Source organism: Streptomyces sp. NPDC001492 (genome assembly GCF_053597275.1).
The window spans coordinates 156,730-168,919 of record NZ_JBSFHW010000005.1; the positions used below are offsets into that span (position 1 = coordinate 156,730).

The window sequence follows — 12,190 nt, forward strand, 5'->3', positions numbered from 1 at the left end:
TGACCGGCGAACCGACGGATGCGCCTTTCTTCGTCATGGCTGTTGGTCGTCATGGCTGCCGGGGTCAGGAGGAGCGGTGGAGTACAACCTTGCCGACCTGTTCGAGTCGGTCGTCGACGTGGTGCCGGAGCGCGAGGCGCTGGTGTACATCGACCACCCGGGCACGGGCGCGGAGCGGCGCCTGACGTACGAGGAGCTGGACGAGGCGGCGAACCGTATCGGCCACCATCTGATCGACGCCGGGATCCGCCCCGGCGAGCACCTCGGGCTGCACCTCTACAACGGCATCGAGTATCTGCAGACGGTGTTCGGGTGCCTCAAGGCGCGCATCGTCCCGGTCAACGTCAACTACCGTTACGTAGAGGACGAGTTGGTGTACCTGTACCGGGACGCCGATCTGGTGGCGCTGGTCTTCGACGCGGAGTTCGACGAGCGGGTGGCGGCGGCTCTGCCGCAGTGCCCGAAGCTGCGGCATCTGGTCCGGGTGGGCGGGGCGCAGGATGGGGTCTCGGCCGTGTCGTTCGCCGAGGCCGAGGCAGCCGGGTCGCCGCAGCGCGGCTTCCCGGCGCGCTCGGGCGACGACCAGTTCATCATCTACACCGGCGGCACCACCGGGATGCCGAAGGGTGTGATGTGGCGTCAGGAGGATCTGTTCTTCTCGGGTCTGGGCGGGGGCGCGCCCACCGGTGAGCCGGTCAGGAAGCCGCAGGAGCTCGCCGAGCGGGTCGCGGCCGGGGGCTCCGGGATCACCTTCTTCCCCACTCCCCCGCTGATGCACGGCACCTCCACCCTCACCTCGCTCATCGGCTTCAACTTCGGGCAACGGGTCGTGATCCACCGCAAGTTCGTGCCCGAGGAAGTGCTGCGGACCGTCGAGAAGGAGAAGGTCACCAGCATCTCGCTGGTCGGCGACGCGATGCTGCGGCCGCTGATCGACGCTCTGGCCGGGCCCATGAAGGGCACGAACTGCTCGTCGGTGTTCAGTGTGTCCTCGTCCGGCGCGGTGCTCTCCGAGACGGTGCGCCGGCAGTTCCAGGAGCTGCTCCCGAACGCGATGCTGCTCAACAACTACGGCTCCTCCGAGTCCGGCTTCAACGGCACGGCGACGGCCGATTCCGGGGCCGGGCAGTCCTTCCGCATCCGCGTCAACTCCCGTACGCAGGTGGTCGATCCGGCCACCCACGAACCGGTCGCGGTGGGCGAGGTGGGCCGGGTCGCACAGTGCGGTCATGTGCCGCTCGGCTACTACAACGACCCGAGGAAGACCGCCGAGACCTTCTTCGAGAAGGACGGCGAGCGGTGGGTGCTGCTCGGCGACATGGGGACGGTGGACGAGCAGGGCGTGGTCACGGTCCTCGGACGCGGCTCGCAGTGCATCAACACCGGGGGCGAGAAGGTGTACCCCGAGGAGGTCGAGCAGGCCCTGAAGTCCCATCCCGACGTGTACGACGCGCTGGTGGCCGGGGTGCCGGACATGAAGTGGGGCAATCACGTGGCGGCGGTGGTGCAACTGCGCGAGGGCGCGCCACGGCCTTCGCTGGAGGATGTGCAGTCCTACTGCCGTACCCATCTCGCCGGTTACAAGATCCCGCGGCAGCTGGTGATCACCGAGGCGATACGGCGGTCGCCCAGTGGCAAGGCCGACTACCGGTGGGCCCGGGAGGTGGCGGTCGCGGCGGACCGCTAACCGCTAGCCGGAAAGCCGGGGCCCGCAGTGGGCCGTGCGGGGCGGCGGGCGTACTCTTTGCGCGCGGTTGACCCGGGTGTTTGAACGGAGCGTGACGCAGGGCCGTACGCGAGGTTGGCGGCTCTGCCCTGCGGGCCCGGTCCGCCGTGCCATCAGCGCTTTCGCACGGAAGGACCCACGGGTGTCGCACCTCACGCCCCCTCGTCAACTGCCGGAGACGGACGCGGACGCACCGGACAGGACCAGAGCCGGGGAGGCCTCGACCGCTCCGGAAGCCGACGAGCCGGCCGTGGACACCGCAGCGCAGGAGACGGGCGGCGTGGAGGACGGGAAGGAGCCGACCGAGGCCGTCGTCCCGGACACGGCTTCCAGCAGCGAAGGTTCCGCCGACGAGGAAGCGGACACCTCCACGACCGCCGACGGGCCCGGCCCGACGGGCGCCGCCGGCTGGTTCGGCTGGCGCCGTCGCTACCCCCGTACGGCGGTTGCCGTCCACATGGGCACGACCGTCCTGGCCGCCGCGCTGGTGTTCGTCGTGCTCCTCGTGCCCAACCGCCTCGACTGGATCACGGTCCAGTCCTTCCTCCGGCTCCCCGTCGAGGCGGTCTTCCTCGCGGCCGTCCTGCTCGTACTCCCGTCGAAGGGACGACGGATCACAGCCGTCGCCCTGGGGGCGTTCGTCGGCCTGTCCGCCGTTCTGAAGTGCCTCGACATGGGCTTCCGCCAGACCCTGGCCCGGCCGTTCGACCTGGTCTTCGACTGGGTGCTGCTCAGCGACGGGGCGGACTGGGTGAAGGACTCCTTCGGGCGCTCCGGCGAGGTGCTCGCGGTGGTCGGGGTGATCGTCCTGGTCGTCGCCGTGCTCACCTTGAGCGCGCTCGCGATGGTGCGGCTGGCCGACGTGCTGTCCCGGCACCGCCCCGTCGCCGTCCGCTCCACGCTGGTCCTCGGCGTCGTGTGGATCATCTGCTTCACCCTGGGGGTGCAGTTCGGCGGGGTCACCGTCGCCACCAAGGGCTACGCCCAGTACCTCGCCAACCGTGTGCAGTACGTCCGCGACGGCCTCGGCGACGCCGACGTCTTCAAGAAGCAGATGGCGGTCGACGCCTACGCCAGGACGCCGTCCGACCGGCTGCTGACCGGGCTGCGCGGCAAGGACGTGATGTTCACCTTCATCGAGAGCTACGGCCGGGTGGCGATCGACGATCCGACGATGGGACCGGAGGTCGACGCGACGCTCAAGGCGGGTGACGCGAGGCTCAAGGCGGCCGGTTTCGCGGCGCGCAGCGGCTGGCTCAGGTCACCGGTGACGGGCGCCGGCAGCTGGCTCGCCCACTCGACGTTCCTGTCCGGACTGTGGATCAAGAACCAGCAGCGGTACCGCACCCTGACCACCAGCGACCGCGCCACCCTCACCAGCTACTTCCAGAAGACCGGCGCCTGGCGCACGGTCGGCATCGTCCCGGGCGTCCGCAAGGCCTGGCCCGAGGGCAAGTACTTCGGCCTCGACCACATCTACGACTCCACGCACCTCGGCTACCAGGGCCCGTACTTCAGCTGGACGCCGGTGCCGGACCAGTTCAGCCTGGAGGCCTTCCAGAAGCTGGAGCACGGCAAGAAGAACCGTGACCCGATCATGGCGGAGATCATCCTGGCCTCCAGCCACAACCCCTGGTCGCCCATCGCCCACATGATCGACTGGAAGGACCTCGGGAACGGCAAGGTCTTCTACAAGATCAAGCAGGAGGGCACGAACCCCACGGAGGTCTGGAAGAGCGCCAAGCGCGTCCGCACCGAGTACCGCAAGGCCATCCAGTACTCCCTGGACAGCCTGACCCAGTGGATGCAGCGCTACGGCGACGACAAGACCGTCCTCGTCTTCCTCGGCGACCACCAGCCCGTCCCCACGGTCACCGGGGGCACCAGCAACCGGGACGTGCCGGTCACCATCGTCGCCCGCGACCCGAAGGTCCTCGACCGCGTCTCGAACTGGGGCTGGACGGACGGGATCAAGCCCGCGGACAACGCCCCGGAGTGGACCATGAACAAGTTCCGGGACCGCTTCATGACGGCATACGGGCCGCAGGGCGGGTGAGCCGGCCGGCCGACGACGGTTCGGTTCGGTAGGGGGTCCTTCGGATGGGCCAGCACGGCGCGCCGGGGGCGGGGTGCCGTCCCTAGGGTCGCAGTGACGGTGAGCGGATCACCGGCCCTGAAGGGGACCCCCCATGCACATAGCGACGCGCGTGCTGAGCACAGCAGCACTGGCTTTCCTCGCGACCACCGGCCCGACGGCCGTCGTGGCGCATGCCCAGACCGACGTGGACTGCCGCGACTTCGCGTTCCAGGAAGACGCGCAGGCGGTACTCAACCGCGATCCGAGCGACCCGTTCCGCCTGGACGCGGACCACGACGGCATCGCCTGCGAGGACCTGCCGCACAGTCCCTCGCCCGCGGCCACGGTCACCCCCGCCACGCTCACCCCGGCACCGGCGACCTCCACGCCGGTTCCGCAGCGAGGGGTGAACGCAGGCGTCGGTGGCGGCACGGGGCCGGCCGGCTTCGAGGTGGCGGGCGGTGTCGGACTCACCCTCCTCGCGCTGAGCCTGATCGGCGGTCATGTCGTGCTGCGGCGGCGTCGAGGCGCTGCGGCGGCCGGACCGCGCAGGCCGTGACCCCGCCCGCCGGGCTGCTCACCTGCCGGTGAAACAGACGCGCCGGCCGTCGGCCGGGATCAGGCACACGCGGGCGTCGCCCGGATCGTGCGGCGGTGTCAGGGCCGTCATCGGGGTCGCCAGGTAGGCGTTGCGCTCCTTCTCGGTGTCGACATGGATCTCCTTGGGGGGTGCGCCCGGCAGGGTGAGTTCGACCCGGTCGCCGAGGTGGAGGCGGGCGGCGCGGGCCCAGACGGCGTGGCAGGCCGTGCCGTTGCGCAACTGCACACTGCGCCCGTCGGCGGCGGTGCGTGCCGCGAGGGTCCTGACCATCCGCGGGCCGCCGCAACCCATGTCCAGCGGGTTCTTCCCTTCGCAGGTACGGCCCGAGCAGCCGGGGCCGGGCGTGAACGTCGCCGGGGCGGTGCCGGGGGGCGCCGATGACGACCCGTACGGCCCGGACAGCAGTACGGCGACCGTTGCCACCGTGGCCGCCGCCAGCCCCGCCAGCGCGCCCCACGCGTACGGGGAGCCGCGGAGGTTCCGGCGCTCGGGAGGCGGCTCGGGCGTCGCCCGTGCCCGCCCGCTCCAGCGGGCGTCGGCCAGCTCCCACAGGGCCAGCAGCCGTTCGGGGCGTACGCCCGCCACCTCGCACAGGGCCTCCACCGCGCGCCGGGGCACCGGCTGCGTGCCCGCCAGATAGCGCGCCCAGGAGGACTTGCTGTAGGGCGTGCGCCGGGCCAGCTGGGCCAGGCTCAGTCCCGCCGCGACGCGCACCTCGCGCATGCTCCCGGTCAGTTGTGCCGTCTCCGGGCTCATGTGCGCAGCTTCTTCCAGGTGTCGGGGCCGACGATGCCGTCCGGCGCGAGTCCGTGCCGTTCCTGGAAGGCACGCGCGGCCCGCCCGGTCTTCTCGCCGTACACACCGTCGACCCGTCCCCCGTCGAAGCCGTGCCGTCGCAGCAGGCACTGCGCCTCCACCACGTCCCAGCCGGTGCTGCCCCGGTCCAGGAGCGCATCACGGCTGGTGGAGTAGCCCGCGGTGAGGACGCCGTGTGCGCGCCGGACCCGGTCGCAGCCGTACGTGTGACCGCTGGGGAAGGCGGAGGCGCCGGACGCGACGTTCTGCTGCGCCCCGCCGCCGTCGTCCCGGTGCCAGGCGGCTCCGCTCAGGAATCCGGCGCCGAACGCCGCCAGGACGGCTGCGACGGCGACGGCCGGCAGCGCATGAGGGATGCGCCGTGACCGGGGCGTACGGCGTGGGGACCGGGGCCCGTCGCCGGCTGCCGCCGCCCGTTGTGCCCGTGCCGTCTCGGCGACCTCGTGCAGCACCAGCAGCCGCTCCGCCGGCGCCCCGCAGACTTCGGCGAGTTCCTCGGCCGCCGCGCGCGGCACCGGCTTCTTCCCGTTGAGATAGCGCTCCCAGGACGAGGAGCTGTACGACGTCCTCGCCGCGAGCGCGGCGAGGCTCAGGCCCGCGCGGTCCTTCAACCGCCGCAGCTGTGCGACGAGTTGCCGCTCCGTGTCGTCCAGCCCGGCGGGCAGTTCCTTCCAGCGCGTCATGTCACTTCCCCGTGCGCGTGCGCGGTCGCCGTCGTGGAGGAGGACGCGGTTCCTCCGGGGCTGTGGTTGCGGGTCCCGTCCACTGTGACCGCATCCCGACCCCGCCCGCCGTCCCACGGTCTTGTCAGGGGACACGGCGTCCCAGCAGGTCAGCGCGTGGGCCGTGCCGCGTGCCACCGGTCCTGCCGCTTCCCCTGGCCGCTGCCGGATCCGGCCGGGCAACGTCGTTGGTGCCATCGAGGGGCTCGGCCCGGGAGCGTCGTTTCGTGCCCTCGCATTCCACCGGAAGCGATACGGCCCCTCAACTCACCGGAAAGGAACCGGCCATGACCATGCGCAGGATCCTCGCACTCGCGACCGTCACCGGAGCGCTCGGCGCCGGCCTGGTGCTGGGCTCGGTCGGCAGCGCCTCCGCGCGGCCCGACGTGCCGAACATCAGCCGCGGTGACACGGGCGTACCCGTGCTGTGCGTCCAGCACGGGTACAACGACTGGGCCAGGCGGACCCATCACCACACGATCGGCGAGGACCGGATCTTCGGCTCCGGCACCTACAGCGCGGTCCGGCTCTTCCAGCAGAAGTCCGGCCTGCGTGTGGACGGCGTCGTCGGCAAGAACACCGGCGACAGCCTGCTGGACAACCTCCAGGGCGACGGCGGCTGGCGCTCCGGCTGCTACGAGCACCTGCCCAGCTCGCACCGCTGATCGAAGCGGACGCGCGTCGGGCCCTGTCCTCTCGGGGGAGGACAGGGCCCCTCGCACTCTTCACTCCACCTCAAATGTCATGGCAGGCGGCGCATCCCGCAACTCGAGCGGGGCGGCATGCGGGCCGGGCCGCTACCCCGCCGAAGGCAGAACGGCTGCGTCCCGGTCCAGAAACCCGGCTACCCGGCGTGCGAACCACTCGGGGTCGTCCACCCACGGAGAGTGCCCCGCACCAGGCTGGACGGTGCATTCTGCGTTCGGAAACACCTCGGCGACGGTGCGCGCCGGCTCGGGGCCGGGGCCGCCGTCGAGCCCGCCGGCGAGGACGAGGACCGGTGCGGCCACTCGGGCGAGTGCGGCGCTGGTCGCCGGCGGGTCGTAGGCGCCCTCGGAGCCGCAGACGTCGAATGCCTCGTCGTTGAACTCGGCGCGGGCGTCGTGCTCCGCCGCCGCGTCGTCCCAGCGGCCGTAGAAGAAGGGCGCGAACGCCGGGTCGAAGTCGGTCTTCCCCGACAGCCACGCCTCGAACGAGGGGAACAGGTCCCCGAACCACGGCTCGGCGCTCCTCAGCCGTGCCGCGGCCAGCCGGTCCTCGGCGCTGGGCTGCCTTCCCAGCGCCCACGGGGCGCAGGTGACCAGGACGAGCCTCGCCACCCGCTGCGGGTGCCGGGCGGCGTACAGCAGCGCCGGACTGCCACCGGCCGAATGGGCGAGCAGGTCCATCCGCTCAAGGCCCAGGTGGGCACGGAGCGCCTCCACGTCGTCCACGAGCCGGTCGCACCGGTAGGTGGCCGGATCCGCCGGTACCGCGGAGTCACCGGTGCCGCGCAGGTCGAGCAGGACCAGCCGGCGGTGCGCCGCGAGACCGCCCGGCATGCGCCGATCTTGCTGTCCCATGGCCCGGTGTCGCAACGCGGTTGTGGGGGCGCCGCAGAAAATGCGGGCCGCCCTCTTGCCTGCCCCGACGTGGCCTGAATTACTGATCCCGAACAGCTCGACCGAATGATCGGTCGCCCGTATTGATGTGGTTGGCGAAGGAGACGTCCCGATGGCGGATGCGACGGAGCTGCTGGACGTGGGGGAACGGCTCGACGCCGGGGCGCTGCGGACGCTGCAGCTGGAGCGGCTGCGGGCCTCGCTGCGGCACGCGTACGAGCACGTCTCCTTCTACCGGGAGTCCTTCGACAAGGCCGGCATCCACCCGGACGACTGCCGCTCCCTGGCCGACCTGGCCCGCTTCCCGTTCACCACGAAGGCGGACCTGCGCGAGAACTACCCGTACGGCATGTTCGCCGTCCCGCAGGACCGCATCCGCCGGATCCACGCCTCCAGCGGCACCACGGGACGCCCCACGGTCGTCGGCTACACGGACGCCGACCTCTCCCTGTGGGCCGACATGGTGGCCCGCTCGATCCGTGCGGCGGGTGGCCGGCCCGGCGACAAGGTGCATGTGGCGTACGGCTACGGGCTGTTCACCGGCGGCCTCGGCGCCCATTACGGGGCGGAACGGCTCGGCTGCACGGTCATCCCCGCCTCCGGTGGTATGACGGCCCGCCAGGTCCAGCTGATCCAGGACCTGGAGCCGCAGATCATCATGGTGACGCCGTCGTACATGCTCACGCTCCTCGACGAGTTCGAGCGCCAGGGCGTCGATCCGCGCGGCACCTCCCTGCGCGTGGGGATCTTCGGGGCCGAGCCGTGGACCGAGGAGATGCGGCGGGAGATCGAGGAGCGGTTCGCGATCGACGCGGTGGACATATACGGGCTGTCCGAGGTGATCGGCCCGGGGGTGGCGCAGGAGTGCGTGGAGACCAAGGACGGGCTGCACATCTGGGAGGACCACTTCTACCCGGAGGTCGTCGACCCGATCACCGGTGAGGTGCTCCCGGACGGCGAGGAGGGCGAGCTCGTGTTCACCTCGCTGACCAAGGAGGCGATGCCGGTCGTGCGGTACCGCACGCGTGACCTGACGCGGCTGCTGCCGGGCACGGCGCGGGTGTTCCGGCGGATGGAGAAGGTCACCGGGCGCAGTGACGACATGGTGATCCTCCGGGGTGTCAATCTCTTCCCGACGCAGATCGAGGAGATCGTGCTGCGCACCCCCGGTGTCGCGCCGCACTTCCAGCTGCGCCTGACGCGGGAGGGTCGCCTGGACGCCCTCACCGTGCGGGCGGAGGCCCGGCCCGACGCCGGACCCGAGGTGCGGGAGGCCGCAGCGCGGTCGATCACGGCGGCCGTGAAGGACGGAATCGGCGTCTCGGTGGCGGTGGAGATCGTCGAGCCGGAGTCGCTGGAACGGTCGGTGGGGAAGATCCGGCGGATCGTGGACCTGCGGTGACGCTCCGCCGGTGGTGCCGATACATCCGCCGCGGGCCACGATGCGGTGGCGGTGGTCTGCGGCACCATCGTGGCTGGTCGAGCCCGCGCGGCGGAGCCGCAAGGCGATGCAGCCGCGCGCCCCTTCGGGGCGCGGGGTCCTACTGGCCGGCGAACCGGTCCCGCAGTTCCCTCTTGAGGATCTTCCCGCTCGCGTTGCGCGGCAGCTCGTCCACGAACACCACCCGCTTCGGCGCCTTGAAGTGGGGCAGCTTCTCGCGGGCGTGGGCGATCAGTTGGTCCTCGGTCACCTCGCCGCGCGGGACGACGACCGCGGTGACCGCCTCGATCCAGTGTTCGTCGGGGAGGCCGATCACGGCGGCCTCGGCGACGGACTCGTGGGTGTAGAGGGCGTCCTCGACCTGGCGCGAGGCGACCAGTACGCCACCGGAGTTGATGACGTCCTTCACGCGGTCGACGATCGTGTAGTAGCCGTGGGCGTCCCGTACCGCCAGGTCGCCGGAGTGGAACCAGCCGTCGCGGAAGGCGTCGGCGGTCTCCTCGGGCTTTTCCCAGTAGCCCTCGCACAACTGCGGGGAGCGGTAGACGATTTCGCCCGGTGTTCCGTCGGGGACGTCCTTGCCGTCCTCGTCGACCACGCGGGCGTCGACGAAGAGCACGGGGCGGCCGCAGGAGTCCATGCGGCCCTTGTGCTCGTCGGGTGCCAGGACGGTGGCGAGGGGGCCGATCTCGCTCTGGCCGAAGCAGTTGTAGAAGGCGAGCTTCGGGAGTCGTTCGCGCAGCCGTTCCAGGACGGGCACCGGCATGATCGAGGCGCCGTAGTACGCCTTGCGGAGTCCGCCGAGGTCGCGCGTGGTGAAGTCGGGGCGGTTGGACAGGCCGATCCATACCGTGGGCGGGGCGAACAGGCTGTCCGCGCGCCCGGTTTCGATGAGGTCGAAGAGCCGGTCGCCGTCGGGCGCGTCGAGGATGATGTTCGTGGCGCCCACCGCGAGGTAGGGCAGCAGGAACACGTGCATCTGCGCGGAGTGGTAGAGCGGGAGGGAGTGCACGGGGCGGTCGCCGGCGCTGAGGTCGAGGGCGGTGATCGCGCTCAGGTACTCGTGCACCAGGGCGCGGTGTGTCATCATCGCGCCCTTGGGCAGGGCCGTCGTGCCCGAGGTGTACAGCAGCTGCACCAGGTCCTCGGTACGCGGCTCGGGCCCGTCGTGGGCGGGGGCCGCAGCGAGCCGGGCCAGCAGTGAATCGTCGGCATCCCGCAGGGGCAACGTCCTTGCGTCGTCTGCGAGTCGACCGGCCAGGTCGGGGTCGGTGAGGACCAGCGCGCTGCCGGACTGTTCGACGATGTAGGCGAGGTCGTCGCCGGTCAGGTTCTGGTTGACGGGCACATGGACGAGGCCCGCACGGGCGCAGGCGAGGAAGCCGATCAGATAGGCGTCCGAGTTGTGGCCGTAGGCGCCGACCCGGTCGCCGGGAGCGAGTCCCTGCTCGAGCAGGACGCTCGCCGCGCGGGAGACGGCCTCGTCCAGTTCCTCGTACGTCCACCTGCGGTCGCCGTACTCCACCGCGATGCGCGCGGGGGTGCGTCGGGCGCTGCGCCGCAGCGCCCCGTCAACCGTGCTGCCGTGTCCCTGCGTCATGACTGATGATCCTCGGTGCGTGGCCGGGGCAGGTCAAGCACCCGTGAGGCGCACGCACCCGCCCGCCGGCACGCCCCTCCACTCCTCCCGGGTAACTCGCCGACGGGGTCCGCCGGAGCTTCCCGAGAGGTAACGGCCGCCGCCGTGGCTCACTGCGTGTAGAAGGTGGCGTCGCCCCGGTCGGTCGCCGTGCTGGGGGCCTGGACGTAGAGCAGGTAGTTGTAGTGGCGGATGTAGCGGCCCGGGAGGTTGTACGCCTCGTACGAGACCCCGGCGGAGTCCGCGAGGCCGGCCTGGGCGGTGAAGGAGGCGTCGGACGCGAACTGCGCCGTCCCGTCGTTCTTCTCCACCCACACCTCGTAGTTCTTGTGGCGCAGGAAGTAGCCCGGGAAGTTGGCCGACTCCAGGGAGACAGTGTCCGTGCCGGCCAGACCCGTGACGACCCGGAACTGCGAGTCGGCCAGTGGCGAGACGTTCGCCTCGATCTTGGCGCGGTAGTCCCAGTGCCGGACGAACCGGTCGGGGAAGTTGTACGACGAGAGCCGGATCGGGGTGAGACCGTCGGCGACCGGGATGCCGAAGTCGGGCGTGCCGTCGGCCTTCCAGTAGATCTTCTGGACGCGGGTGCGGCGGTTGGGGTCGTTGAGCGGGGAACCGCTGATGTCCTTGTAGCCGCGGTCGTGGTAGACGAGGATGTCCGACTGGCCGTCCTCGGAGACCGTGAACTGGTTGTGCCCGGGGCCGTACTGGCTGGTGGCGGCGTTGGTGGCGAAGACCGGGCCGGCGCTCTTGGCCCACGACGAGGCGCTGAGCAGGTCGGCCGAGGCGGACGCGGTCAGCATGCCCATGCAGTAGTTGGCGTCGGTGGCACTGGCCGAGAGGGTCAGGAAGACCTTGCCGCCCCGCTGGATCACGGCCGGGCCCTCGTTGACCGTCTCGCCTCCGGCGGTCTCCCACGCGGCGGTCGGCCTGCTGATCATGACCGGGGTGCCGGTGATGGTCCAGGGGCTGGACAGCTGCGCGATGTAGATGTTGGTGCCGCGGCCGACGTCCGGGTCGTTCTGCGCCCAGGCGAGGTAGCGGGTGCCGTTCACGGCGAAGGTCGTCGCGTCCAGCGAGAAGGTGTCCAGCGGCAGCGCGATACGCCCCTTCTCCGTCCAGCTCCCCGTGATCGGGTTCGCGGCGGTGCACTCCAGGACGTAGGGCCGGATGTGCCAGATGTCGTCGGCATCACCGGCGGCGAAGTAGATGTACCAGTTGCCGTCGATGAAGTGGATCTCCGGGGCCCAGATGTGTGCGCCCATCGCACCGCTGGCGTGCTTGGTCCAGATGGTCGTCTCGGTGGCCGAGGACAGCCCCTGGATCGTGGTGGCTCGGCGGAGCACGATGCGGTCGTACTCCGGCACGGTGGCGGTGAAGTAGTAGAAGCCGTCGGTGTGCTTGAAGATGTGCGGGTCGGCCCGCTGCTCGGCGATGGTGTTCGTGTACGTCACGCCTGGTGACGCGGGCACGGCGGCGTGGGCGGTACCGGCCGAGACACCGGTGATGGTGGCGGCGGCCGAACCGGCGATCAAGCCGAGGACCGATCGACGGGTGAGCGCAGGTC

At 71.1% G+C, this 12,190-nt stretch carries 10 protein-coding genes; 5 read left to right on the plus strand and 5 right to left on the minus strand.

Translation table 11 applies throughout. From position 1 onward, the window contains the following. Nucleotides 1-76 precede the first annotated feature (76 nt). The 3 genes from ACWC1K_RS08460 to ACWC1K_RS08470 all read left to right on the plus strand — a co-directional run bounded on the left by ACWC1K_RS08460 (nucleotide 77) and on the right by ACWC1K_RS08470 (nucleotide 4,362). On the plus strand, nucleotides 77-1,687 hold the full coding sequence (locus ACWC1K_RS08460) for an acyl-CoA synthetase (RefSeq protein ID WP_450829529.1): 1,611 nt from the start codon (nucleotides 77-79) through the stop codon (nucleotides 1,685-1,687). A gap of 181 nt (nucleotides 1,688-1,868) precedes the next feature. Then, nucleotides 1,869-3,782 carry a sulfatase gene (locus ACWC1K_RS08465; RefSeq protein WP_450829531.1) on the plus strand — a complete coding sequence of 638 codons (1,914 nt, stop codon included), beginning with the start codon at nucleotides 1,869-1,871 and terminating at the stop codon, nucleotides 3,780-3,782. 133 nt (nucleotides 3,783-3,915) lie between these two features. Then, nucleotides 3,916-4,362, plus strand: a complete 447-nt coding sequence (locus ACWC1K_RS08470) for an excalibur calcium-binding domain-containing protein (RefSeq protein ID WP_450829532.1) — start codon at nucleotides 3,916-3,918, stop codon at nucleotides 4,360-4,362. An 18-nt stretch (nucleotides 4,363-4,380) separates the two neighbouring features. Here the strand turns inward: ACWC1K_RS08470 and ACWC1K_RS08475 are convergent, their stop codons facing one another. Then, nucleotides 4,381-5,160 (minus strand): helix-turn-helix domain-containing protein, encoded by a 780-nt coding sequence (locus ACWC1K_RS08475; RefSeq protein WP_450829533.1) that lies wholly within the window; start codon nucleotides 5,158-5,160, stop codon nucleotides 4,381-4,383. Then, nucleotides 5,157-5,903 carry a peptidoglycan-binding protein gene (locus ACWC1K_RS08480; protein ID WP_450829535.1) on the minus strand — a complete coding sequence of 249 codons (747 nt, stop codon included), beginning with the start codon at nucleotides 5,901-5,903 and terminating at the stop codon, nucleotides 5,157-5,159. Before ACWC1K_RS08480 ends, ACWC1K_RS08475 begins: the two co-directional genes overlap by 4 nt. Before the next feature lie 326 nt (nucleotides 5,904-6,229). Here ACWC1K_RS08480 and ACWC1K_RS08485 point away from each other — a divergent pair, with 326 nt between their 5' ends. Further along, nucleotides 6,230-6,607: a peptidoglycan-binding domain-containing protein gene (locus ACWC1K_RS08485; RefSeq protein WP_450829536.1), complete on the plus strand. Its 378-nt coding sequence runs from the start codon at nucleotides 6,230-6,232 to the stop codon at nucleotides 6,605-6,607. Nucleotides 6,608-6,739: 132 nt separating this feature from the next. On the opposite strand, the gene ACWC1K_RS08490 is transcribed toward ACWC1K_RS08485, so the two are convergent. Next, nucleotides 6,740-7,483 carry an alpha/beta fold hydrolase gene (locus ACWC1K_RS08490; protein ID WP_450829538.1) on the minus strand — a complete coding sequence of 248 codons (744 nt, stop codon included), beginning with the start codon at nucleotides 7,481-7,483 and terminating at the stop codon, nucleotides 6,740-6,742. A 172-nt stretch (nucleotides 7,484-7,655) separates the two neighbouring features. On the opposite strand from ACWC1K_RS08490, the gene paaK reads away from it, so the two are divergent. Next, the gene (paaK, locus tag ACWC1K_RS08495; protein WP_450829540.1) at nucleotides 7,656-8,945 is read left to right on the plus strand and encodes a phenylacetate--CoA ligase PaaK; all 1,290 of its coding nucleotides are present in this window, start codon (nucleotides 7,656-7,658) and stop codon (nucleotides 8,943-8,945) included. A gap of 139 nt (nucleotides 8,946-9,084) precedes the next feature. On the opposite strand, the gene ACWC1K_RS08500 is transcribed toward paaK, so the two are convergent. Both ACWC1K_RS08500 and ACWC1K_RS08505 read right to left on the minus strand, forming a co-directional pair. Next, nucleotides 9,085-10,584: an acyl-CoA synthetase gene (locus ACWC1K_RS08500; RefSeq protein ID WP_450829542.1), complete on the minus strand. Its 1,500-nt coding sequence runs from the start codon at nucleotides 10,582-10,584 to the stop codon at nucleotides 9,085-9,087. A gap of 149 nt (nucleotides 10,585-10,733) precedes the next feature. Further along, nucleotides 10,734-12,158, minus strand: a complete 1,425-nt coding sequence (locus ACWC1K_RS08505; protein WP_450829837.1) for a family 43 glycosylhydrolase — start codon at nucleotides 12,156-12,158, stop codon at nucleotides 10,734-10,736. Nucleotides 12,159-12,190: the final 32 nt, after the last annotated feature.